Consider the following 21,917-nt stretch of genomic DNA (forward strand, 5'->3'; position numbering starts at 1 on the left):
GGTTTCCAAACATCGTCCGGTGGTTTGTGGCTGTCTGTGATACGTAAGACTTGGAAAGGTTGGCTCCAAAAACAGGATCGAGATGGGACGGTGTTTGCCGGCATCGAATGTCTGGGTTGGGAAGGATTGCGGCCCGACGGCTTTTAGAGTTTTCGACGCAGAAGCGCCGTTGCGTGCCGAATTGACGAGGGTCGCGCCTATGGCCAGAGCCGAACGTTTAGCAGCATTATGAGCAAGGCGACATGATCCAAGCCGTCCAAGAATACCTTCAGGGAGTTCACCTGCAGCTCGGTTTTTTTGTATAGTAGATAAAATTAAGGCGGGGAAAACCCCGCCTTAACCTCGCATGATTTGCATATATCAGTTGGTTTTTAGCTCTACTGTGTAAGTGAACTTATCACCCGTCTCTTTGATCGTAAACTCATAGCGCAAATTGACGCTCCGATTACGCGTAAAGTCTGACTGCAGGCTGAAGCTGACCGCTTGTCCATTTGATACTACCGTACCATTGGTCAGCCCTGCGAAAGACACAGCAACATTCGAACCAGTCGTCAAATTGACCGCTGTGAGATTCTGGACCGTAAAGCTGCCGCCAGTGGCGGTAAATCGGAATTTATCGATAGTAACTGTGGTTGGGCAGTTTGTCCCTACACAAGTCTGTGACTTCTGGATTGATGCAGAATTTGTGTAAGGCAGCTTTAGAAGCTGTTGCTGACCTGTAATTTCGTCAATTTGGTACAGCATCAAAGAGGGAGCTACCGCCGTAATCGCCACAGTAGCAGGCGCACTATTCACAGTGCCGTCGTTGACGATCAGCGTTGCGACGTAGGTACCGGCCACATCCGCGCTGAAGTTGGTTACCGATTGCGTGTTCGTCGATAATGACGCGGCACTGCCAGCGGGCTTCGACGTCAAATTCCAATCATATTTCAGCGTATCGCCATCGGCGTCGCTGCTGCTCCGTCCGTCCAGCGTAACAGTCGACCGTGTTGGGACATTCTGATCCTTACCGGCATTGGCGACAGGCGCAGCGTTCGCCCTGCTCGACGTAATCGTTACGCTATCGGCCACGCTCTTTAGCGAGCCGTCACTAACGATAAGCGACAGGGTATAATTTCCGGCAGCATCAGGAATGAATGTGGGCTTTGCAACAGCGGCGGACGACAAGGTCGCCGTACTCCCCGAAGGACGGGCATCCATCGTCCACTGGTAGGTAAGCGCATCACCGTTGGCATCGTTGCTTGCGCTGCCATCAAGAGTTACCAGAATGCCGTTTTTGACACTCTGATCCGGGCCTGCATTGGCGACGGGAGCCGCGTTAGCGACCGTAGCCATAATCGTGACATCGACCGGCGCACTATCGACCTTGCCGTCGTTAACGATCAAGGTCACGACATAAGAGCCGGCAACATCTGCCATGAACGTTGGCTTTGCGTCCGTTACGGACGACAGGGCCGCGGCGCTGCCCGATGGTCGCGACTTAAACGCCCATTTGTATGTCAGCGGGTCGCCATTCGCATCTACGCTGGCACTGGCGTCCAGCGTCACCGACGTCTTGGTCAATACATTCTGATTGGGGCCGGGATTGGCAACCGGAACTGTGTTGGTCGGCGTTGGCGTCGGAGTGGGGGTTGGCGTTGGCGTCGGCGTAGGCGTCGGCGCGGTAACAACGGGTATATTTCCGCTGCTAGAACCTCCATCATCCCCACATCCCCCAAGCAGGGCAGCCAATGTCATACTTCCTGTCACGGTCAGCATTTTCAGTTTTATCACGTATTTCCCCCGTTATATTTAAAATCTTATAGTACTTTGTAAGTAAGCTCTGAAATAATGGCATATTGCCTGGCTAAATTGCATTAGGCCGGTTCGGTTCCCGATCACGATTACGGATAAACTGAAGCCATTTAACTAGAGATGTGCCCCTTTATTCTGAAATCTATTATATAGGAGGTATCGGTTTTGCATTAGGTTTAGAACGGCGACAATCCGGGATTTTCCCTGATGCATAGACATTCCTCGCCTGCGGGATTTGGACATCATCGCAACACTGAATGCGATGGCGGCTTTCCGCTCGAATCCTGCTATTCAGCCATACTTCGCTAAAATCGCGATATCGTCGCCTGATTGAGCCCAAACAGGGAGGTGATCAGGCGATGTCACCACAAGCACGTCGTTGGCAACAAGCGCGCCGGTCGCGCGCTTGAGCTAGCGCCGCTCGACAGCCGCGCCACTAACGTTCCTGCGATAAGCATTTGTGGAACCGGCCGCTTCGAGCTGGGCCGAATGTTGCGTACGTAGTGCCTGGTGAGCAGAGGGACCATCACACGTCTAAGCAGCACTGCTGGGATAATGAATCCGCTCGGATCAGAGAAACCTCAGCGACCTCAATCGGAATGCGCTAGACTTAAAATGCAGCCAGCACTAGTAATCAACCCCGACCGGCATGCGAAAGATCGACCTAAGTGAATGACCGCGGTCGAGAGCTCTAATTTGCGACCAGAGTGTCCGGCATTGAGCGATACTTAACTGCCAACTTGATGAACTGATTATTCGTCGGGCGAATAGCTACCGCTCCCAATCCGGCATTGCCCAACCCTTAGCCTTCGCCAGCAACCGCAACGGGCCATGCGCATTCACCGCGAAGGGTTCGTCGGCCCATTCGAAGGTCGGGGCGTCCGAGACATGGTCGGAATAGAAGCGGATATGGGCGTGGTCTCGGGGGATGCCTTCGCGGTTCATCCAGGCCTGGATCATGCGGAGTTTGGCCGGGCCGTAGCAATTCTCGCCGTCGATGCCGGCGAGCAGGACGCCGTCGCGGTCGCGCAGGCTCTCGGTGCCGATCACCGCGTCGAAACCCAATCGTCGCGCGATCGCCTCGACGTAGAATCGGTACGATGCGGTCGCCATGACCAGTCGGTAGCCGGCGGCGCGGTCGGCCTCGATCTGGGCGCGGGCGCTGGTGAAGACGCCGTCGCGCATGACGCGGTCGGCGAAGGCTTCGGCGGCGCGGCGTTCTTCGGCGGGCGTCATGCGCTTGCCGAGCATCATTCGCTGCATCAGGTATTTGAGCCGGCCGCGGCTGATCAGCTTGCCGACATAGCCGAGCGCGGCGACTCCGGCGAACGGGACGAGCGCCAGCCGCCACGGCGCGCCGCCCTTCTTCGCGGTGTGGAGCAGGAACGGCGTCCAGGTCGGCGCGTGCGTGATCGTCTTGTCCATGTCGTAGATCGCGAGACGGACGGACGGGGAGGCGGAAGGCATTTCGATCATCGTCGTCGCTTACGCCGCATTCATCTTGCCGATCCAGTCACTTTGCCGCAAAGGTGCCCCCGATGAGCGCGATGGCCGATTTCCAGCAGGACGGTGCCGATACCGGCACGCTTCGCTTTACCGGCGATCTGTCGCTCGCGAAGATCGGCAATCTGCCCGATCGGCTCGAGGCGATCGACGCGGCTTCGGTGAAGCATGTCGATCTCAGCGGGGTCGACCGGATCGACACGATCGGCGCGTGGGTCGTCCACCGGTTCGCCGCGCGCAACGATGCGACGATCGACGGGCTCGACGAGAACGACCAGGCGCTGTTCGACCAGGTCGTCGCCTCCGACCAGCCGATCGCCGCGAGGCCTGCGAAGGTCGGTGCGGTGTCCCGCGTGGTCGGCGAGATCGGCGATGCGGTCGTGCTGTCGGGCAAGACGATGCTCGGCCTGCTCGGGTTTCTCGGCGCGACGACGATCGCGTTCGGCAGCGTCATCCGCCACCCGCGCCGCTTCCGGTTCAACGCCGTGGTCCAGCGTTTCGAGGTCGTCGGCGTCGCCGCGCTCGGCATCGTCGGGCTGATGAGCTTCCTGATCGGCATGGTCATCGCGCAGCAGGGCGCGGTCCAGCTGCGGCAGTTCGGCGCGGAGGTGTTCACGATCAACCTCGTCGGTCGCCTGACGATCCGCGAACTCGGTTTGCTGATGACCGCGATCATGGTCGCCGGCCGCTCGGGTTCGGCGTTCGCGGCGCAGTTGGGCACGATGAAGCTCACCGAAGAGATAGACGCGATGCGGACGATCGGCGTGTCGCCGATGGAGGCGCTGGTGCTGCCCCGCGTGCTTGCCGCGATCGTGATGATGCCGCTGCTCGGTTTCTATGCATCGGTGATCGCGATCATCGGCGGCGGGCTGCTGTGCTGGGTGCAGCTCGGGATCCCGCCAGTGACGTTCATCGCGCGCATCCGCGAAGTCGTGCCGATCACCGATCTCTATATCTCGCTGATCAAGGCACCGGTGTTCGGCGCGATTATCGCGATCGCGGGCTGTTTCCAAGGCATGCAGGTCGAATCGGACGCCGAGCAGGTCGGGCTGCGCACCACGTCGGCGGTGGTCCAGGGCATCTTCCTGGTGATCGTGCTCGACGCGTTCTTCGCGGTGTTCTTCACCTGGTTGGGTTGGGACTGATGCCCCGCAAGACGGACAATAAGACAGACGATTTCATCATCTCCGTGAAGGGGCTGAAGAACGCGTTCGGCGATTCGGTGGTGCACGAGGGGCTCGACCTCGACGTGCGGCGCGGCGAGATCCTCGGTGTGGTCGGCGGGTCGGGTACCGGCAAGTCGGTGTTGATGCGCTCGATCATCGGGCTGCAGACGCCGGTCGCGGGTGAGATCACGGTGTTCGGCGAGCCCAATATCGGCCGCGAGGAAACCGAGGCGACCGAGATCCGCAAGCGCTGGGGCGTGCTGTTCCAGGGTGGTGCGCTGTTCTCGACGCTGACCGTGGCCGAGAACGTCGAAGTGCCGTTGCGCGAATTCTATCCGGACCTGTCGCCGGCGCTGCTCGCGGAGATCGCGTCGTACAAGGTGGTGATGACGGGCTTGCCCGCCGATGCCGCGAACAAGTTTCCGGCCGAGCTGTCGGGTGGCATGAAGAAGCGTGCGGGTCTGGCCCGCGCGCTGGCACTCGACCCGGAGTTGCTGTTCCTCGACGAGCCGACTGCGGGGCTCGATCCGATCGGCGCGGCGGCGTTCGACGGGCTGACGCAGTCGTTGCAGAAGACGCTCGGGCTGACGGTGTTCCTGATCACGCATGATCTTGATACGCTGTATGCGATCTGCGACCGGGTTGCGGTGCTGGCCGACAAGAAGGTCATCGCGGTCGGCACGATCGACGAGCTGATCGCGCTCGATCACCCGTGGATCGAAGAGTATTTCAAGGGGCCACGCGGCCGTGCCGCGGTCGCGACGCAGGAGGCGCACGAGCGCGCCGACGAGCAAGCTGCCCAACATCCTACCGAAGTCCAGTCCAAGCAGTCCGCGCCGGACGACGCCGACGCGACATACGCCGAGAAAGAAGCAAGGACGCGCTGATGGAAACCCGTTCGAACCACGTCCTAGTCGGCGCCGTCGTGCTGATCCTGCTGGCCCTGCTGGCGCTGTTCACCGTGTGGATCGCGCGGATCGGCGGCAAGGAAGAGAAGGAATACGACATCTTCTTCCGCCAGTCGGTCGACGGACTCGCGCGCGGCTCCGCCGTGGTGTTCTCGGGCGTGCCGTCGGGTCAGGTGAAGACGATCTCGCTGTGGAAGAACGATCCGCAGTTCGTCCGCGTCCGGATCAGCGTCAACGACGAGACGCCGGTGCTGCAGGGCACGACCGCGTCGATCTCGGGCGTCGGCTTCACGGGCGTCAGCCAGATCTCGCTCGATGGCGCGCGCAAGGGGGCGCCTGCGATCGGTTGCCCCGACACCAAGACGCCGACCGAATGCCCGTACGGCGTGCCGGTGATCCCGACCAAGCTCGGTGGCCTGGGCGCGATCCTGAACTCGGCGCCGCAGTTGCTCGAGCGCCTGTCGACGCTGACCGAGCGCCTGACGGGCTTGCTGACCGACCGTAACCAGGCGTCGATCGCGGGTATCCTCGAGAACACCAATCGCCTGACGGATGCGCTCGCCGATCGTGGGCCCGAGATCGCCGCGACGCTTGCGCAGACGCGGGTTGCGATCCAGCAGGCGGGCGATGCCGCGCAGCAGTTCGGTGTGCTCGCCAAGACCACCAATGGCGTGCTGTCCGAGGACGTGAAGCCGGCGATGGCGAACCTGAACAAGGCGATCACCTCCGCACAGCAAAGCGCCGAAACGCTCAACGCCGCGATCGGCGATGCGCGACCAGGCTTGCAGGCTTTCTCCAAGACGACGATCCCCGAGGCCAACCGTCTGGTCCGCGACCTCCGCACGACCGCCGCGGCGCTGTCGTCGGTCGCCGAGAAGGTCGACCAGCAGGGTGCGAGTTCGCTGATCGGGCAGCAGAAGCTCCCGGATTACAAGGGTAAGTGAGGCACGCCATGAAGACACCGCTCATCCTGATCGCGATGCTGCCACTTGCCGGGTGCATCAGCTTCGGCGCGAAACCGCCCCCCACGCTGCTGACGCTGACAAGCGCATCGTCGGTGCCGGTCGGCCAGAACCAGGATTCGGCGACCGCGAAGTCGATCACGATCCAGGTCCCGGTCGTACCGCAGTCGCTCGCGACCGCGCGCGTGCCGGTGCAGGCGACGCCAACCTCGATCGCGTACGTGACCGACGCGCAGTGGGCCGAGCCCCCGGCGCGGCTGTTCTCGCGGCTGGTGTCGGATACGGTTGCGGCGCGCACCGGGCTGGTGGTGCTGTCGACGGCGCAGTCGGTTGGCGATCCCGGCGGGTTGCTCGGTGGCGAACTGCGGTCGTTCGGGCTCGACGCGACGACGCGTGAAGCGGTTGTGACGTTCGATGCGTCGCTGACGCGTGTCGGCAAGACGACGGTCGAGAAGCATCGCTTCGAAGCGCGCGTGCCGGTGTCGGCGATCGATGCGCCCTCGGCGGCGGCCGGGATCAACCAGGCGGCGAACCAGGTCGCGACGCAGGTGGCGGACTGGATCGGTCGGTGAACGCCCCTTCGTTCTGAACGCGGCGTCGGCCTGAGCGTTGACGCTCTCTGACGAGGAGAGCGACGATGCCACAGGGCGACAAGAGCGCATATACCGACAAGCAGAAGCGCAAGGCCGCGCATATCGCGGACGGCTATGAAGAGCGCGGTGTTCCCGAGAAGGAGGCCGAGGCACGGGCTTGGGCTGCGGTGAACAAGGATTCGGGCGGGGGTAACCTGTCCGGCTCGGGCCGCGGCAAGCCCGATACGCATGCGTCTTCGCATGAGGGCGGGAAGCAGGCGGCTGGGCGTAGCGATGCGGCGAAGTCTGCGGCGGCGAAGAAGGGTTGGGAGACCCGGCGGAAGAAGGCTGGGTAAGCCGGAGGGCGTCATCGAAGCATCTGTCATCCTGACGAAAGTCAGGATCCAGAGTTACTTGTGGTGCGCTTCATGGCTCTGGATCCTGACTTTCGTCAGGATGACGGACGGTGTTTGGGTACGTGCTTGTTAGCGCTTCAGCGTCCGAGCGTGGCTTCCGACTCGGCAAGGTGCAAACGTTCCACCATCTGGCCATCGAGGCGGATAGCACCCTTATCGGCATTCTCCGGTTTCGCGAACGCCGCCACGACCTTGCGGGCCCATGCCAATTCCTCCTCGCTGGGGCCGAAACCGGCGTTGGCCGCATCGATCTGGGACGGGTGGATCAGCGTCTTGCCGTCGAACCCGAGCATTGCGCCTTGCGTGCACTCGGCGGTGAAGCGGGGCGGGTCGTCGAGGGCGTTGCAGACGCCGTCCAGCGCCACGATCCCGGCAGCACGGGCGGCCATGATCGTTGCGATGAGCGCAGGGATCAGCGGCATGCGATCGGCGCCGAGCCGGCAGCGCATCTCCTTGGCGAGGTCGTTGGTGCCGACGATCAGCGCGGTGAGGCGCGTTTCGGCCGCTGCTGCGGAGAGGGCGGGGAGTGCGAGGATCGCAGCGCAGCTCTCGATCATTGCCCAGATTGGCGGGCCGTTCTCGCCGAGCGATGCGCGGACCGCGAGCAGATCGGCGACCGACGAGACCTTGGGGACGAGTACCGCGTCCACGCCAATCGCGCGGATCGCGGCGATGTCGTCGGCGTACCAGGGGGTGTCGAGGCCGTTGACCCGCACCACCAGTTCGCGTTCGCCGAACCCGCCTTCGCGGACCGCCTCGACCACTCGGTCACGGGCTGCGGCCTTTTCGTCGGGGGCGACGGCGTCTTCCAGGTCGAGGATGACGACGTCGCACGCTAGCGTCCGCGCCTTGGCGATGGCGCGGGCGTTCGAGGCGGGCATGTAGAGCGCGCTGCGGCGGCGTCTGGTCGTCATGCTATCGGCCGTTGCGGATCAGGTGACGACGTCGGGGGCGGTGCGGCCGGTGTGCTGCGTGATGGCCGCGATCGACTCTGCGGCGGCGACGATGCTGGCGAGCATCTCGCCGGTATCGCGGTCGAGGTCGCCGCCGACGGGCTCGTAGCGTTCGAGGTACACGCGCAGCGTCGCACCCGTGGTGCCGGTGCCCGAGAGGCGGAACACGACGCGGCTGCCGCCTTCGAACAGGATGCGGACGCCCTGGTTGCGGCTGATCGAGCCGTCGGTGGGGTCGGTATAGGCGAACTCGTCCGCGGTCTCGACGGTGAGGTCGCCATATTGCTGACCGGGAAGGGTGGCGAGGCTCGCGCGCAAGGCCGCCATCAACGCGTCGGCACGCGATGTCTCGACGCCTTCGTAATCGTGGCGCGCGTAATAGTTACGGCCGAACTTTTCCCAGTGATCGCGGGCAATCGCGTCGACGCTGTCGCCGCGGACCGCGAGGATGTTGAGCCACAGGAGGACCGCCCACAGGCCGTCCTTCTCGCGGACATGGTCGGAGCCGGTACCGGCGCTTTCCTCGCCGCAGATCGTCGCCATGCCGGCGTCGAGCAGATTACCAAAGAACTTCCACCCGGTCGGGGTCTCGTAGGCGGGAATGCCGAGCGCTTCGGCCACGCGGTCGGCGGCGGCGCTGGTCGGCATCGAGCGGGCGATGCCCTTGAGGCCGCCTGCGTAGCCGGGCGCGAGATGTGCGTTGGCAGCCAGCATCGCGAGGCTGTCCGAGGGGGTGACGAAGCGGTGCTTGCCGATGATCAGGTTGCGGTCGCCGTCGCCGTCCGACGCTGCGCCGAAATCGGGCGCATTCGGAGCCATCATCGTCTCGTACAGGGCGTGCGCGTGGACGAGGTTGGGGTCGGGGTGGTGGCCGCCGAAATCGGGGAGGGGCTCGCCGTTACGGACCGTGCCGAGCGCGAAGCCGAGGCGGCGTTCGAGGATCTCGGTCGCGTAGGGCCCGGTGACCGCGCTCATCGCGTCGAACGCCATGGTGAGCTTGGCTGCACGGATCGCGTCGAAGTCGAACAGCGTTTCCATGAGCGCGGCGTAGTCCTGGACCGGGTCGACGACCTCGACGGGCATATCGCCGACCGTGACTTCACCGTCGGTGTCGAGGTCGATATCGTCGGCATCGACGGTCAGCCAGCGGTCGATCTCGAGCGTGCGCGCGTTGATTGCGTCGGTCACGGACTCAGGGGCGGGGCCGCCGTTCGCGATGTTGTACTTGATCCCGAAATCCTCGTCGGGGCCGCCTGGGTTGTGGCTGGCGGAGAGGACGAGGCCGCCGATCGCGCCACGCTTGCGGATCATGTGGCTGGCGGCGGGCGTCGACAGGATGCCGCCACGACCGACGATCACGCGGCCGAAGCCGTTCGCCGCGGCCATGCGGATCGCGACCTGGATCACTTCGCGGTTGAGGAAGCGGCCGTCGCCGCCGATGACGAGCGTCGCGCCGGCCTTATCCGCGACGACGTCGAACACGCTCTGAACGAAGTTCTCGGCGTAGTTCGGCTGCTGGAAGACCTTCACCTTCTTGCGCAGCCCCGAGGTGCCGGGCTTCTGATCGGTATACGGCGTGGTCGATACGGTGCGGATCATGCGGTCCCCGTCAGGCTTGCGTAAAGGTCTGCGTAGCGGCGGCCACTCTCGTCCCACGAGAAGTCCGCGCGCATTGCGTTGCGCTGCAACATGGACCAGCGATCGGGGCGTGCATAGAGGGCCAGCGTTCGGCGCAACGCGTGGCTGAGTGCTTCGGGCGTGACGCCGTCGTGCTGGACGCCGGTGGCGACCCCTGCGGCGATCGCGGCTTCGTTCGCGTCGATCACGGTGTCGGCGAGCCCACCGGTGCGCGCGACGACCGGGATGCAGCCGTAAGCGAGGCCGTAGAGTTGCGTCAGGCCGCACGGTTCGAACCGCGAAGGGATCAGGATCGCGTCGGCGCCGCCTTGGAGCAGGTGCGAGACCGGCTCGTCATAGCCGATTCGCACGCCGATCCGGCCGGGGTGGCGTTCGGCGGCAGTTAGGAAGGCGAGTTCGAGCTCGGTGTCGCCCGAGCCGAGCAGCGCGAGACGGCCGCCGAGTGCGACGAGTTCGTCGAGCGCACCGGCGAGGACGTCCATGCCCTTCTGCCAGGTGAGGCGGCTGATGACGGTGAAGATCGGGCCGTCGCCGGCGTCGAGGCCGAACAGGGTTTCGATCGCGCGCTTGTTGGTGCGGCGGCGGGCGAGCGTGCGCGCGGTGTAGCGGGCGGGGAGGGACGCGTCGGTCTCCGGGTTCCAGACGGCGGGGTCGATGCCATTGACGATCCCGGTGACGCGGCCGGCGCGGTCGTTGATGAGGCCTTCGAGACCCATGCCGAATTCGCCGCGGCGGATTTCTGCGGCGTAGGTTGGGCTGACGGTGGTGATCGCGTCGGCGGCTTCGAGACCGGCCTTGAGGAAGCCGACGCCGCCGTAATATTCGACGCCGTCGAGCGCGAAGGCTTTGTCGGGGAGCGCGAGGTCGGCGAAGATGTCGTGGCCGTAGCGTCCCTGGAACGCGATGTTGTGGATCGTGACGACCGTCTTCGCGGGGGCTCCGGGGCCGGGGGCGTAGCGGAGATACGCGGGGGCCATCGCCGCCTGCCAGTCGTGCGCGTGGAGGATGTCGAAGTCGTAGCCGGGGACCGTGCCCGAGGCGAGGTCGGCGGCGGCGCGGCTGAACGCGGCGAAGCGGCGCCAGTTGTCGGACCAGTCTGCGCCGGTCGCGTCGCCGTACGGGCCGCCGCCTCGGGCGAAGAGGGCGGGGGCGTCTAGGACCAGAAGTGGGTGGTCGCCGATCTTGGTTTTCAGGATGCGGGCTTCGGTGCCGAGCAGGTCGGTGTAGCGGTGGACGACTTTCGCGCGCTTGGTGACGGCGGCGAGGGCTGGGTAGCCGGGGAGGAAGGTCGTGAGCGCGACGTTATGCGGCGCGAGCGCGGCCGGGAGCGCGCCGACGACATCTGCGAGACCGCCGGTTTTTATGAGGGGGTAGGCTTCGGAGGCGACGGAGAGGACGCGCATCAGATCCTCCCCGGCACGGGGAGAAGGACCGTTCGCCACTGGCGAATGGTGGAGGGGGCTCGCCGCCACCGTACCGCTTGTGGAAGCCCCCCTCCACCATGCGATGCATGGTCCCCGTCCCCGTGCCGGGGAGGATTTGCGTTGGTCTTCACGTCGTCAGCCGGTCGATCATGGATTTGGTTACCAGCACCACGCCGTTGTCGGTGCGGCGGAAGCGTCGGGCGTCGGATTCTGCGTCCTCGCCGACTACCAGGCCGTCGGGAATTTCTACGCCGCGATCGACGACCACCTTCGACAACCGCGCGCCGCGGCCGATCACGCAGTGCGGGAGGATCACGGCCTGGTCGAGCATCGAGTAGCTGTGCGCGCGCGTGCCGGTGAAGATCAGGCTCCGATGAATCGAGGAGCCGGAGATGATGCAGTCGCCCGACACGAGGCTCGACACCGCCTCGCCGCGGCGGCCGTCGTCGGCGTGGACGAACTTCGCGGGTGGCGTGACCTCCGAATAGGTCCATAGCGGCCAGCTGCGGTCGTAGAGGTCGAGCTTGGGCACGACGTCGGTGAGGTCGATATTCGCCTCCCAATACGCGTCGACCGTGCCGACATCGCGCCAATAGGCCTCGACCTCGAGCCCCGAGCGGACGCAGCTGTCCGAGAAGCGATGCGCGACCGCCTTGCCGTTTTTCACGAGGTACGGGATGATGTCCTTGCCGAAATCGCGCGACGATCCGGGGGTTGCGGCGTCGCGACGAAGCTCCTCGAACAGCAGCTTGGTCGTGAAGACGTAGATCCCCATCGATGCCAGCGCGATGTCCGGGTTGCCGGGGATCGCGGGCGGATCGGCGGGCTTCTCGACGAACGCGGTGACGTTGTCGTGCTCGTCGACGGCCATCACGCCGAAGCCGACCGCCTCCATCCGTGGCACTTCGAGGCAGGCGATGGTGACGTCCGCGCCGGTCTCGCAATGCTGTTGCAGGATCAGCTCGTAATCCATCTTGTAGATGTGGTCGCCGGCCAGGATGACCATGTATTCGGGCGCGTGGCTCTCGATGATGTCGATGTTCTGGTACACGGCATCGGCGGTGCCCTCGTACCATTGGAACTCGCTGATGCGCTGCGACGCGGGCAGGATGTCGAAGCTCTCGTTGCGTTCCGAGCGCAGGAAGTTCCAGCCGCTCTGGAGATGGCGGATCAGCGAATGCGCCTTGTATTGCGTCGCGACGCCGATCCGGCGGATGCCCGAGTTGATCGCGTTGGACAGCGCGAAATCGATGATGCGCGCCTTGCCGCCGAAATACACCGCGGGTTTCGCGCGCGTATCGGTCAGCTCCATCAGGCGACTGCCGCGGCCGCCGGCCAGCACATACGCCATCGCGTCGCGCGCCAATGGCTGTCCCCGCCGTTCCACCATGTCAGTCTCTCCCTAATATTCAGCGGTATAACGCGCCGTCACCCGCCGGTTGTTCCGTCGTTGCGCCGGATCGGTCTTCGAACTCGATCAGCCTTCGTATTCGAGCATGATCGTCGCCAGCGGAGGCAGCGTGACCCACGCCGCGCCGTCCTTCGCGACGACGCCGCCGAGATTGCCAAGCCCGCTGCCCCAATAGTCGTGCGCGTCGCTGTTGATGATTTCGCACCAGCGACCGTCGAGCGGCAGCGGTACGCGGTAGGGCGCGCGGGCGATCGGCGTCATGTTGGCGACGATCGCGATCGGTTTCGCGCCGGGGGCCTTGCGCAACCACGCGAACACCGAATTGGCGGCGTCGTCGGCGACCAGCCATTCAAAGCCCTCCGCCTCGCAGTCGCGTGCGTGCAGCGCCGGCTTGTCGCGGTAGACGGTGTTGAGGTCGCGGACGAGGTTGCGGATGCCCTCGTGGCTGCGCGCGTTGCGCAGGTCCCAGTCGAGCGCGCGCGCTTCCGACCATTCGCGACGCTGCGCAAATTCCTGCCCCATGAAGAGCAGTTTCTTGCCGGGATAGCCCCACATGAACGCGTAATAGGCGCGCAGATTGGCGAATTGCTGCCAGTCGTCGCCGGGCATCTTGGTGAGCAACGAGCCTTTGCCGTGGACGACCTCGTCATGGCTGAGCGGCAGGACGAAATTCTCGCTGAACGCGTAGACGAGGCCGAAATTGATCTCGCCGTGGTGGTGCTTCCGGTGCAGCGGATCGCGCGCCATGTACTGGAGCGTGTCGTGCATGAAGCCCATGTTCCACTTGAACCCGAACCCGAGCCCGCCGCTCTTGCCGTCGTCGCTCACCGGCGCGGAGACGCCCGGCCATGAGGTCGATTCCTCGGCGATCGTGAAGACGCCAGGATGCTGGCCGTAGATCTCGCGGTTCATGTCGCGAAGGAACGCGACGGCCTCCCAGTTCTCGCGGCCGCCGGCGTCGTTGGGGATCCATTCGCCGGCCTTGCGCGAATAATCGCGGTACAGCATCGACGCGACCGCATCCACGCGCAGGCCGTCGATATGATAGCGCTCGGCCCAGAACAGCGCGTTGTTGACGAGGAACGACGTCACTTCGCGCCGTCCGAAATTGTAGATCGCGGTGTTCCAGTCGGGATGGAAGCCGAGCCGCGGATCCTCGTGTTCGTACAGCGCGGTGCCGTCGAACTTGGCGAGGCCGAACGCGTCGGTCGGGAAATGCGCGGGGACCCAGTCGAGCAGCACGCCGATCCCGGCGAGATGTGCGCCGTCGACGAACCGCGCGAACCCTTCGACGTCGCCGAAGCGCGCGGACGGCGCATAGAGGCCGGTGGTCTGGTAGCCCCAGCTCGGGTCGTACGGGTGTTCGCTGATCGGCAGGAACTCGATGTGCGTGAAGCCCATCTCGACCACGTAGGGTATCAGGCGGTCGGCGAGCGCGTCCCAGGTCAGGAACCAACCGTCGGCGTCGCGGTCCCATGAGCCGGCGTGCACCTCGTAGATGCTGATCGGCACGCGACGCGGATCGACTGACGACCAGTGTTTCCGATGATCGGTATCGGCCCAGTCGTGCGCGAGTTTCCGCGTGATCGAGGCGTTGGCGGGGCGGAGTTCGGATGCAAACGCGAACGGGTCGGCCTTGAGCGGCTGCAACTGGCCGTCGGGGCCGACAATCTCGAACTTGTAGGCGCGGTATTCGGCGATATCGGGGATGAAGATCTCCCACACGCCGACGTCGCCGCGCTTGCGCATCGCGTGGCGGCGGCCGTCCCAGTCGTTGAAGTCGCCGACCACCGACACGCGCTGTGCATTGGGGGCCCAGAGCGCGAAGTGGACGCCGTATGCGCCTTCATGCTCGATCAGGTGGGCGCCCATCTTGTCGTGGAGGCGTTGGTGCGTGCCCTCCGCCATCAGCAGGTCGTCGATCGGGCCGAGGACCGGGCCGAAGCTGTAGGGGTCGGTGACCCACCACGAGGTGTCGCCCGCCTCCGCATGGTATTTCACCGGCTGTGCTTCGCCGTCGATCGGACCCTCGAACAGGCCGCGATCATCGATGCGAGGGAGGGTGCCGAGCGCGGTGCCGTCGAGCGCATGCGCCTCCGCCGTGTCCGCGCCGGGTAGCCAGACGCGCGCGAACACGCCGGTCGGGCCGCTGTGGACGCCAAGCAGCGAGAACGGATCGTCGTGACGCCCTTCCAGCAGGGCAACGATGGCGCCTTCGGGTGGCTTCACATCACCGTCCAGATCTCGCGCGCGTATTCGCGGATCGTGCGGTCGGACGAGAACCAGCCGACGCGCGCGACGTTGCGGACGGTCGAGGCGACCCATGCGTCGCGGTCGTTCCAGCGGGTGTCGACCGCGCGCTGGGCGGTGGCATAGCTGTCGAAATCGGCGGCTAGCATGAACCAGTCGCCCTCGTACAGCCCGCCCATCAAGCCGGCATAGCGCGTCTTGTCGTCGGGCGAGAATACGCCGGACGCTATCGCGGAGACCGCCTGGCGGAGTTCGTTCGAGCCATCGATGACGCTGCGCGGATCATAGCCGTTGGCGCGCTTCGCCTCGACCTCGTCCGCGGTCATGCCGAAGATGAAGATGTTGTCGTCGCCGACGCGGTCCTTGATCTCGATATTCGCGCCGTCGAGCGTGCCGATCGTCAGCGCGCCGTTCATCGCGAACTTCATGTTGCCGGTGCCCGACGCCTCGAGGCCGGCGGTCGAGATCTGTTCGCTCAGATCGGCGGCGGGGATGATCTTCTCTGCCAGCGACACGTTGTAATTGGGCAGGAACGCGACCTTGAGCAGGCCGCCCACGGAAGGGTCCGCGTTGATCCGGCGCGCGACGTCGTTTGCCAGTTTGATGACGAGTTTCGCGTTGTGATAGCTCGACGCCGCCTTGCCCGCGAAGAGCTTCACACGAGGCGTCCAGTCCCGCTCGGGATGGCTGCGGATCTGGTCGTAGAGCGCGACCGTCTCGATGATGTTGAGCAACTGGCGCTTATACTCGTGGATGCGCTTGATCTGGACGTCGAACATCGCATCCGGATCGACGCGGAGCCCCATGCTCTCCTTGATGTGATTAGCCAGTGCCACCTTGTTCGAACGCTTCACGCTCGAAAAGCGCTCCCTGAAACCGGAATCATCGGCGAAAACATCCAGATCGACGAGCTTTTCGGCGTCGTCGAGGAAGCCGTCGCCGATCGCATCGCGGATCAGCGCGGTGAGGCCGGGGTTGCATTGCTGGAGCCAACGGCGCGGCGTGATGCCGTTGGTCTTGTTGTTGATCCGCGTCGGGTAGAGCTTGTGGAGATCGGCGAAGACCGTCTTCTTCATCAGCTGCGTATGCAGCGCGGCGACGCCGTTGACGCTGTGCGACCCGGCAAAGGCGAGGTTCGCCATCCGCACGCGCCGCTCGCCACCTTCGTCGATCAGGCTGATCGCCGAGATCGCGCGGTCGTCAATGCCGTCCGTGCCGCGCGCCTCCCGCAGCAGCTTGGCGTTGATCGCGTAGACGATCTGCATGTGGCGCGGGAGCAAGCGTTCGAACAGCGGCAGCGGCCAGCTTTCCAGCGCCTCGGGCAGCAACGTGTGGTTGGTATAGCCGAAGGTGGCGCGCGTGATCTTCCACGCTTCGTCGAACGCGAATTCATGATGGTCGATCAGGAGACGCATGAGTTCGGCAACCGACACCGCGGGATGCGTGTCGTTGAGCTGGATCGCGGCCTTGTCGGGCAGCGTGCGGATGTCGCCGAAATACTGGATGTGGCGACGGACGATGTCCTGGATCGACGCGGAGGAGAAGAAATACTCCTGGCGCAGGCGGAGTTCCTGGCCTGCGGCAGTGGAGTCGTTGGGATAGAGGACGCGGGTCAGCGTTTCGGCGCGCAACTGGTCGGCGAGCGCGCCGGTGAAATCGCCGGCGTTGAAACGATCGAGCTTGATCGGATCGAACGCGCGGGCGGTCCACAGGCGGAGCGTGTTGACGTGCTTGCCGCGCCAACCGACGACGGGGGTGTCGACGGCTGTGGCCTCGACCGCCTCGGACGGGCTCCAGTGAACTTGCCCGTTGTCCGCGGCGGTGACCTCGCCGCCGAAGCCGACGAAATAGGCGCTCTCGCGGCGTTCGAACTCCCAGGGATTGCCGTGCGCGAGCCAGTTCTCGGGCATCTCGACCTGCCAGCCATCGTCGATCCGCTGGCGGAACATGCCGTTCACATAGCGGATGCCGTAGCCGTAGGCGGGCAGCGCAAGGCTCGCCATGCTCTCCATGAAGCACGCCGCCAGCCGGCCGAGGCCGCCGTTGCCGAGCGCCGCGTCGGGTTCGATCTCTTCGAGTTCGGCAAGGTCGACGCCGTGGAGCTTCAGCGCCTGCGTGACCTCGTCGTTGCGCTGGAGGTTGGTCACCGCGTCGCGTAGCAGCCGGCCGATCAGAAATTCGAGGCTGAGATAATAGACGCGCTTGGCGCCGGCCGCGTGCGCCGCCTTGGTCGACGCCATCCAGCGTTCGACGATGTCGTTGCGGACGGTCAGGATCGTCGCGGCGAGCCAGTCGTGGGGGCGGGCGGCCTGCGCATCCTTGCCGATGCGGTGGACCAGCGTGTCGAGGATCGAGTCGGCCAGATCCTGGATGACGGGTGCTTGAACGGGCGGCTGTACGGCAGGATCTGAGGTCACGCGGTTTCCGAAATCGTTACGGTCGCGGCGATCCTAGCCGTCCGCGAGCCGATGTCACGCGGACTTCCTTCCCGTGATGGAAAAGAAGGTTGCCGATCAATGCTTTGATTTGGGGAAAGCCATCACCGCGCGAAAGCGGTGGTGGACAGGGTAGGGTTCGAACCTACGTAGGAGAAACTCCGGCAGATTTACAGTCTGCTGCCTTTAACCACTCGGCCACCTGTCCAGGCCGCTTTTGCAAGCGCCGCTCTTTCAAGCGAGGCGGCTCAATGGCGAAGCGCGCCCCGCCTGTCAACGCGGGTTTTGCGAAGTTTCGTGGTTCATAGTTGCCGCGGGAGCGGAATGCCGACAAGGACGCGGCATACACAGACACGATAGAGAGCGAATATGGCACGCAAGGGACACAGGCCGAGCAAGGCACCGGCAGGCCGCCCCCGCTTCTGGGGCAAGCACGCAGTAGGGGCGGCGCTCGCCAATCCGGAGCGGACGGTGCGCAAAATCCTCGGCACGCGCGAGGCGCTGGCCGGGTTCGACCTGCCGGCCGACGTGCCGGTGACCTATGCCGAGGCGATGGATCTGGCGCGACTGGTGCCGGGCGATGCGCCGCACCAAGGCGTGGTGATCGAGGTCGAGCCGCTCGAGGACATGTGGCTGGCGGATTTGCTCGAGCATGGCAAGGACGACAATCGCCCGCTGGTGATTCTCGACGGGGTGACTGATCCGCACAATGTCGGCGCGATCTTGCGCTCGGCGGCGGCGTTCGATGCGCTGGGGATCATTACGCCGGACCGCAATGCGCCGCCGGAGTCGGGGACGATCGCTCGGGCCGCGTCTGGGGCGCTCGAGAGCGTGCCGTGGATTCGGGTGGTGAACCTTGCTCGCGCTCTGGAGGAGATTGCGGCGGCGGGGTTCTGGCGGATCGGGCTGACCGGCCACGCGACGCAGACGCTGTCGGAAGCGATGGGCACGCAGCGGATCGCGATCGTGCTCGGCGCCGAGGGCGAGGGGATGCGGCAGAATACCGAGCAGCATTGCGACGAGCTGGCGAAACTGCCGATCTCGGAGAAGGTGGAGAGCCTCAACGTCTCGAACGCCGCGGCGATCGCGCTCTACGCCATCACCACGCGGTGACCTGAACTCCCTCGCCCCTCCGGGGAGAGGGAAGGGGCCCGCCGCACTTGCGGTGGGAAGGGAGAGGGGAATGAGGCTCGGGACTTGGATCCCAACGCCCCTCTCCCTTCCGGCGCAAGGGCGCCTCCCTCCCTCTCCCCGTAGGGGCGAGGGAATCGGGAAATCAGTCCTCTTCGGCGATCCGGACCTTCAGGCCGTCGAGTCCTTCGGTCAGCTCGATCTGGCACGACAGGCGCGAAAACTCGTCCCGATCACTCGTCGAATCGAGCAAGTCGTCCTCGTCGGGGCTCATCGGCTTCAGTTTGGCCGCAAAGTCCGGGTCGACATGGACGTGGCAGGTGGCGCACGAGCAACAGCCGCCGCACAGCGCCAGGATCTCGTCGATCCCGGCGTCGCGGATGACTTCCATCACCGATAGGCTCGCCTCGCCGATGATCTCGCGTTCTTCCCCTTCGCGCGTCACGACGATAAGCTTGGGCATGTCATTCTCCGAAAAACTTCTGCGCGTTCATGCCGTTGCGCGAGCCAGGGATCAAGCATCATGGGCCTGAGCGCAGAGCAACTCGAAACCGCGATGGCGGCGTTGTGCCAAATCGAGCCGGCGTTCGCGGTCGCGGTCGGCAATGCGGGCCACCCTGCGCCGCGGATCAGCGAGCGCGGGTTTGCGACGTTGCTGCGGACGATCGTTGGGCAACAGGTGAGCGTCGCCTCGGCCGCAGCGGTCTGGAACAAGCTCGACGCGGTGGTCGGCGGCGCAGGCGACCCGGCGAAGATCGCCGCCGCCAGCGACGAGTTGTTGAAGAGCGCCGGACTATCGCGCCAGAAGCTCGGCTATGCGCGTAGTCTCGCCGACGAGGTGACGAGTGGGCGGCTCGATCTGACCAACCTGCCCGAGGACGACGAGGAGGCGATCGCGGCGCTGGTCCGCGTGAAGGGGATCGGCCGCTGGTCGGCGGAGATCTACCTGCTGTTCGCGGAAGGGCGGACGGACATCTGGCCGGCGGGCGACCTTGCGATCCAGATCGAGGTCGGGCGGATATTGGGTCACGAGACGCGGCCGAGCGAGAAGCTGACGCGTGAGGTGGCTGAGGCCTGGCGCCCGCATCGCGGCGCGGCGGCGATCTTCGCTTGGCATCATTATCAGGCGGACATGAAGGTCATCTGACCTCCTTCTTCCCTCCCTGGAAGGGAGAGGGCGGGGGTGGGTCGGTTTCCGCATGTTCGGACCGTGGTGGCTCAAGCGGGCCTACCCACCCCCAGCCCCTCCCTTTCAGGGAAGGGAGACGTTTCCCATATATTCGTTGTGTACGCACGCACACGTCGGCTCGGCGAAAGCTTGGACCGCCCCGTTTAAGTCGGGACATCCGGCCCCCGGATGCTTCAGCTTCCGCTGGAGTAACGGGAGTTGGTGAACGCGTTGTCGCCCGACTCGCCAGCCACGCCTTGTCCCCTTCCCCTCGTTCCGGCAAAGCACCCCCCGATGTCAGCCCCCAATCTCCCCGCGTCCGACTTCGCCAACTCGCTCGCCGAGAGCCACCGCACAATCGTCGTCCCCGAAGGCGCGTCGTTCTGGCGGCGGCTGTTCGCGTTCGTCGGGCCGGGGTATCTGGTGGCAGTCGGCTATATGGACCCCGGCAACTGGGCGACCGACATCGCCGGCGGCTCGGCGTTCGGCTACACGTTGCTGTCGGTCGTGCTGTTGTCGAACCTGATGGCGATGGTCCTCCAGGCGCTTTCCGCACGCCTCGGCATCGTCGCCGGGCTCGACCTCGCCCAGGCCTGCCGCGCGCATTATTCTAAGCCCGTATCGGTCGCGCTCTGGTTCCTCTGCGAGATCGCGATCATCGCCTGCGATCTTGCCGAAGTGCTCGGCACGGCGATCGCGCTGAAGCTGCTGTTCGGGCTGCCGCTTGTCTACGGCGTCGTGCTTACCGCGCTCGACGTGTTCCTGATCCTCGCGCTGCAACGCTTCGGGTTCCGCAAGCTCGAGGCGTTCGTCGTCGCGTTGCTCGTGATCATCGCCGGCTGCTTCGTCTTCGAGCTGTTCCTGGCGCGGCCCGAATGGGCGGGCGTGCTCGGTGGGCTCGTTCCGACGACGCAGATCGTCACCAACCCAGCGATGCTCTACATCGCGATCGGCATCCTCGGCGCGACCGTGATGCCACACAATCTGTATCTCCACTCGTCGATCGTGCAGACGCGCGCGTTCGCCAAGGACACCGCGGGCAAGCGCGACGCGATCACGATGGCGACGATCGACGGCACGGTGGCGCTGGGGCTCGCCTTCTTCATCAACGCGGCGATCCTGATCCTCGCGGCGGCGACCTTCCACGTTGCCGGCCGGACCGATGTTGCGGAGATCGACCAAGCGTACCAGCTGCTGGCGCCGATGCTCGGGATGGGCGCGGCGAGCGTGTTGTTCGCGGTCGCGCTGCTGGCGTCGGGGCAGAACTCGACGGTGACGGGAACGCTTGCCGGCCAGATCGTGATGGAGGGGTTCCTCAACCTGCGTATGCCGGTCTGGGCACGCCGGCTGGTGACGCGGTTGCTGGCGATTGTACCCGCGGTGTTCGTGGTCGGCGCGTCGGGCGATGCGGGCGCGACCAAATTGCTGGTGTTGAGCCAGGTCGTGCTCAGCCTGCAACTTCCGTTCGCGGTCGTGCCGCTGGTAAAGTTCACCGGTGACCGCACGATCATGGGCGATCTGGTCAGCCCGGCCTGGCTGAAGATCCTCGCCTGGGTGATCGCCGCGGTGATCATCGGGCTGAACGGCACGCTTCTGTACGGCATGCTCTGAACACGAAAACGGCGGCCGATTGCTCGGCCGCCGCTTCGTTGTCTCTAGCGTCGGCTGAAGCTCAGCGGCACTTCACGTTGCCGCGGTCGACCGAGCGGCCGAGCAAGGCACCGCCACCGGCACCCGCCAGCGTTCCGAGCGTGCCGCCACCGATCAGGTTGGCCAGCGCGCCGCCACCGAGCGCGCCGATCACGAGACCGGTCGTGCCATCGTTGCGCTTGCAATAGGCGCGGCCGTCGCGACCACGATAGATCCGGTCGTTGCGGCTAAGGCGGCGCTCGCGGTACTTGCCGTCACGATAGCTGTTCGACGGATCCCAGTTGCGGTCGTCGCCACGCCAGTTGCGATCGTTGCCGCGGCGGTCGCTGTCGTACCGGCGATCGTCACGATCGCGACGGTCGTTGTTGTCGCGACGATCGTCGTAACGCTGTGCAGTCGCGGCGGTCGGCAGCATCGCCGGCGCTGCGACGGCGACCGACATCAACGCGGCGATAAGATGCTTCTTCATGGGATAATCTCCTGATGCGTCACACGGTAACCCGTGCCGCATCGGAAAAGTTCAAACGGCCAAGTTC

The 21,917-nt window shown here is 64.9% G+C and carries 18 protein-coding genes and 1 tRNA gene; 8 read left to right on the forward strand and 11 right to left on the reverse strand.

What is annotated here, in order from left to right; translation table 11 throughout:
• Positions 1 to 360: 360 nt before the first annotated feature.
• Positions 361 to 1,773: a PKD domain-containing protein gene (locus AC1ME3_RS08540; RefSeq protein ID WP_480955633.1), complete on the reverse strand. Its 1,413-nt coding sequence runs from the start codon at positions 1,771 to 1,773 to the stop codon at positions 361 to 363.
• A gap of 792 nt (positions 1,774 to 2,565) precedes the next feature.
• Positions 2,566 to 3,270, reverse strand: coding sequence for an HAD family hydrolase (locus tag AC1ME3_RS08545; protein WP_480955634.1), 705 nt, complete (start codon positions 3,268 to 3,270; stop codon positions 2,566 to 2,568).
• A gap of 62 nt (positions 3,271 to 3,332) precedes the next feature.
• Between AC1ME3_RS08545 and AC1ME3_RS08550 the strand changes: the two genes are divergently transcribed.
• The 5 genes from AC1ME3_RS08550 (at position 3,333) to AC1ME3_RS08570 (ending at position 7,261) form a co-directional block, all read left to right on the forward strand.
• Positions 3,333 to 4,442, forward strand: a complete 1,110-nt coding sequence (locus tag AC1ME3_RS08550) for an MlaE family lipid ABC transporter permease subunit (protein ID WP_480955635.1) — start codon at positions 3,333 to 3,335, stop codon at positions 4,440 to 4,442.
• On the forward strand, positions 4,442 to 5,350 hold the full coding sequence (locus AC1ME3_RS08555; RefSeq protein ID WP_192975118.1) for an ABC transporter ATP-binding protein: 909 nt from the start codon (positions 4,442 to 4,444) through the stop codon (positions 5,348 to 5,350). The genes AC1ME3_RS08550 and AC1ME3_RS08555 overlap by 1 nt, the downstream gene beginning before the upstream one ends.
• The gene (locus AC1ME3_RS08560; protein WP_056484780.1) at positions 5,350 to 6,315 is read left to right on the forward strand and encodes an MlaD family protein; all 966 of its coding nucleotides are present in this window, start codon (positions 5,350 to 5,352) and stop codon (positions 6,313 to 6,315) included. Before AC1ME3_RS08555 ends, AC1ME3_RS08560 begins: the two co-directional genes overlap by 1 nt.
• 8 nt (positions 6,316 to 6,323) lie before the next feature.
• Entirely contained in the window at positions 6,324 to 6,905 is a 582-nt protein-coding gene (locus AC1ME3_RS08565; protein ID WP_056061054.1) for an ABC-type transport auxiliary lipoprotein family protein, read from the forward strand.
• Between the two features lie 65 nt (positions 6,906 to 6,970).
• Positions 6,971 to 7,261 (forward strand): plasmid stabilization protein, encoded by a 291-nt coding sequence (locus tag AC1ME3_RS08570; RefSeq protein ID WP_480955636.1) that lies wholly within the window; start codon positions 6,971 to 6,973, stop codon positions 7,259 to 7,261.
• Between the two features lie 137 nt (positions 7,262 to 7,398).
• Here the strand turns inward: AC1ME3_RS08570 and AC1ME3_RS08575 are convergent, their stop codons facing one another.
• The 7 genes from AC1ME3_RS08575 to AC1ME3_RS08605 all read right to left on the reverse strand — a co-directional run bounded on the left by AC1ME3_RS08575 (position 7,399) and on the right by AC1ME3_RS08605 (position 17,640).
• On the reverse strand, positions 7,399 to 8,235 hold the full coding sequence (locus AC1ME3_RS08575) for an HpcH/HpaI aldolase/citrate lyase family protein (protein WP_480955637.1): 837 nt from the start codon (positions 8,233 to 8,235) through the stop codon (positions 7,399 to 7,401).
• A gap of 18 nt (positions 8,236 to 8,253) precedes the next feature.
• On the reverse strand, positions 8,254 to 9,873 hold the full coding sequence (locus AC1ME3_RS08580; RefSeq protein WP_480955638.1) for an alpha-D-glucose phosphate-specific phosphoglucomutase: 1,620 nt from the start codon (positions 9,871 to 9,873) through the stop codon (positions 8,254 to 8,256).
• Positions 9,870 to 11,315 (reverse strand): glycogen synthase GlgA, encoded by a 1,446-nt coding sequence (glgA, locus tag AC1ME3_RS08585; protein ID WP_480955639.1) that lies wholly within the window; start codon positions 11,313 to 11,315, stop codon positions 9,870 to 9,872. The genes AC1ME3_RS08580 and glgA overlap by 4 nt, the downstream gene beginning before the upstream one ends.
• A 148-nt stretch (positions 11,316 to 11,463) precedes the next feature.
• Positions 11,464 to 12,723: a glucose-1-phosphate adenylyltransferase gene (glgC, locus tag AC1ME3_RS08590; RefSeq protein ID WP_480955795.1), complete on the reverse strand. Its 1,260-nt coding sequence runs from the start codon at positions 12,721 to 12,723 to the stop codon at positions 11,464 to 11,466.
• A gap of 90 nt (positions 12,724 to 12,813) precedes the next feature.
• Entirely contained in the window at positions 12,814 to 14,976 is a 2,163-nt protein-coding gene (glgB, locus tag AC1ME3_RS08595; RefSeq protein WP_480955640.1) for a 1,4-alpha-glucan branching protein GlgB, read from the reverse strand.
• Positions 14,973 to 17,369 carry a glycogen/starch/alpha-glucan phosphorylase gene (locus AC1ME3_RS08600; protein ID WP_480955796.1) on the reverse strand — a complete coding sequence of 799 codons (2,397 nt, stop codon included), beginning with the start codon at positions 17,367 to 17,369 and terminating at the stop codon, positions 14,973 to 14,975. Before AC1ME3_RS08600 ends, glgB begins: the two co-directional genes overlap by 4 nt.
• A 184-nt stretch (positions 17,370 to 17,553) precedes the next feature.
• Positions 17,554 to 17,640: transfer RNA gene (locus tag AC1ME3_RS08605), tRNA-Tyr, on the reverse strand.
• 161 nt (positions 17,641 to 17,801) lie between these two features.
• On the opposite strand from AC1ME3_RS08605, the gene rlmB reads away from it, so the two are divergent.
• The gene (rlmB, locus tag AC1ME3_RS08610) at positions 17,802 to 18,545 is read left to right on the forward strand and encodes a 23S rRNA (guanosine(2251)-2'-O)-methyltransferase RlmB (RefSeq protein ID WP_056055070.1); all 744 of its coding nucleotides are present in this window, start codon (positions 17,802 to 17,804) and stop codon (positions 18,543 to 18,545) included.
• 163 nt (positions 18,546 to 18,708) lie between these two features.
• On the opposite strand, the gene AC1ME3_RS08615 is transcribed toward rlmB, so the two are convergent.
• Positions 18,709 to 19,026, reverse strand: a complete 318-nt coding sequence (locus AC1ME3_RS08615) for a 2Fe-2S iron-sulfur cluster-binding protein (protein WP_480955641.1) — start codon at positions 19,024 to 19,026, stop codon at positions 18,709 to 18,711.
• A 60-nt stretch (positions 19,027 to 19,086) separates the two neighbouring features.
• Between AC1ME3_RS08615 and AC1ME3_RS08620 the strand changes: the two genes are divergently transcribed.
• Complete coding sequence (locus AC1ME3_RS08620; protein WP_480955642.1) at positions 19,087 to 19,710, forward strand: DNA-3-methyladenine glycosylase family protein; 624 nt, start codon at positions 19,087 to 19,089, stop codon at positions 19,708 to 19,710.
• Between the two features lie 315 nt (positions 19,711 to 20,025).
• A complete protein-coding gene (locus AC1ME3_RS08625) occupies positions 20,026 to 21,342 on the forward strand; it encodes an Nramp family divalent metal transporter (protein WP_480955643.1) in 1,317 nt (438 codons plus the stop codon).
• Between the two features lie 61 nt (positions 21,343 to 21,403).
• Here the strand turns inward: AC1ME3_RS08625 and AC1ME3_RS08630 are convergent, their stop codons facing one another.
• Positions 21,404 to 21,850: a hypothetical protein gene (locus AC1ME3_RS08630; protein ID WP_480955644.1), complete on the reverse strand. Its 447-nt coding sequence runs from the start codon at positions 21,848 to 21,850 to the stop codon at positions 21,404 to 21,406.
• Positions 21,851 to 21,917 lie beyond the last annotated feature (67 nt).

Source organism: Sphingomonas sp. BL2 (assembly GCF_056680015.1).

What these genes read in the sequence shown, in the direction of transcription:
- AC1ME3_RS08545 (WP_480955634.1), bottom strand. Translation starts at nt 3,270, where the DNA reads ATGATCGAAATGCCTTCCGCCTCCCCGTCCGTCCGTCTCGCGATCTAC.
- AC1ME3_RS08550 (WP_480955635.1), top strand. Translation starts at nt 3,333, where the DNA reads ATGAGCGCGATGGCCGATTTCCAGCAGGACGGTGCCGATACCGGCACG.
- AC1ME3_RS08555 (WP_192975118.1), top strand. Translation starts at nt 4,442, where the DNA reads ATGCCCCGCAAGACGGACAATAAGACAGACGATTTCATCATCTCCGTG.
- AC1ME3_RS08560 (WP_056484780.1), top strand. Translation starts at nt 5,350, where the DNA reads ATGGAAACCCGTTCGAACCACGTCCTAGTCGGCGCCGTCGTGCTGATC.
- AC1ME3_RS08565 (WP_056061054.1), top strand. Translation starts at nt 6,324, where the DNA reads ATGAAGACACCGCTCATCCTGATCGCGATGCTGCCACTTGCCGGGTGC.
- AC1ME3_RS08570 (WP_480955636.1), top strand. Translation starts at nt 6,971, where the DNA reads ATGCCACAGGGCGACAAGAGCGCATATACCGACAAGCAGAAGCGCAAG.
- AC1ME3_RS08575 (WP_480955637.1), bottom strand. Translation starts at nt 8,235, where the DNA reads ATGACGACCAGACGCCGCCGCAGCGCGCTCTACATGCCCGCCTCGAAC.
- AC1ME3_RS08580 (WP_480955638.1), bottom strand. Translation starts at nt 9,873, where the DNA reads ATGATCCGCACCGTATCGACCACGCCGTATACCGATCAGAAGCCCGGC.
- glgA (WP_480955639.1), bottom strand. Translation starts at nt 11,315, where the DNA reads ATGCGCGTCCTCTCCGTCGCCTCCGAAGCCTACCCCCTCATAAAAACC.
- rlmB (WP_056055070.1), top strand. Translation starts at nt 17,802, where the DNA reads ATGGCACGCAAGGGACACAGGCCGAGCAAGGCACCGGCAGGCCGCCCC.
- AC1ME3_RS08615 (WP_480955641.1), bottom strand. Translation starts at nt 19,026, where the DNA reads ATGCCCAAGCTTATCGTCGTGACGCGCGAAGGGGAAGAACGCGAGATC.
- AC1ME3_RS08620 (WP_480955642.1), top strand. Translation starts at nt 19,087, where the DNA reads ATGGGCCTGAGCGCAGAGCAACTCGAAACCGCGATGGCGGCGTTGTGC.
- AC1ME3_RS08625 (WP_480955643.1), top strand. Translation starts at nt 20,026, where the DNA reads ATGTCAGCCCCCAATCTCCCCGCGTCCGACTTCGCCAACTCGCTCGCC.
- AC1ME3_RS08630 (WP_480955644.1), bottom strand. Translation starts at nt 21,850, where the DNA reads ATGAAGAAGCATCTTATCGCCGCGTTGATGTCGGTCGCCGTCGCAGCG.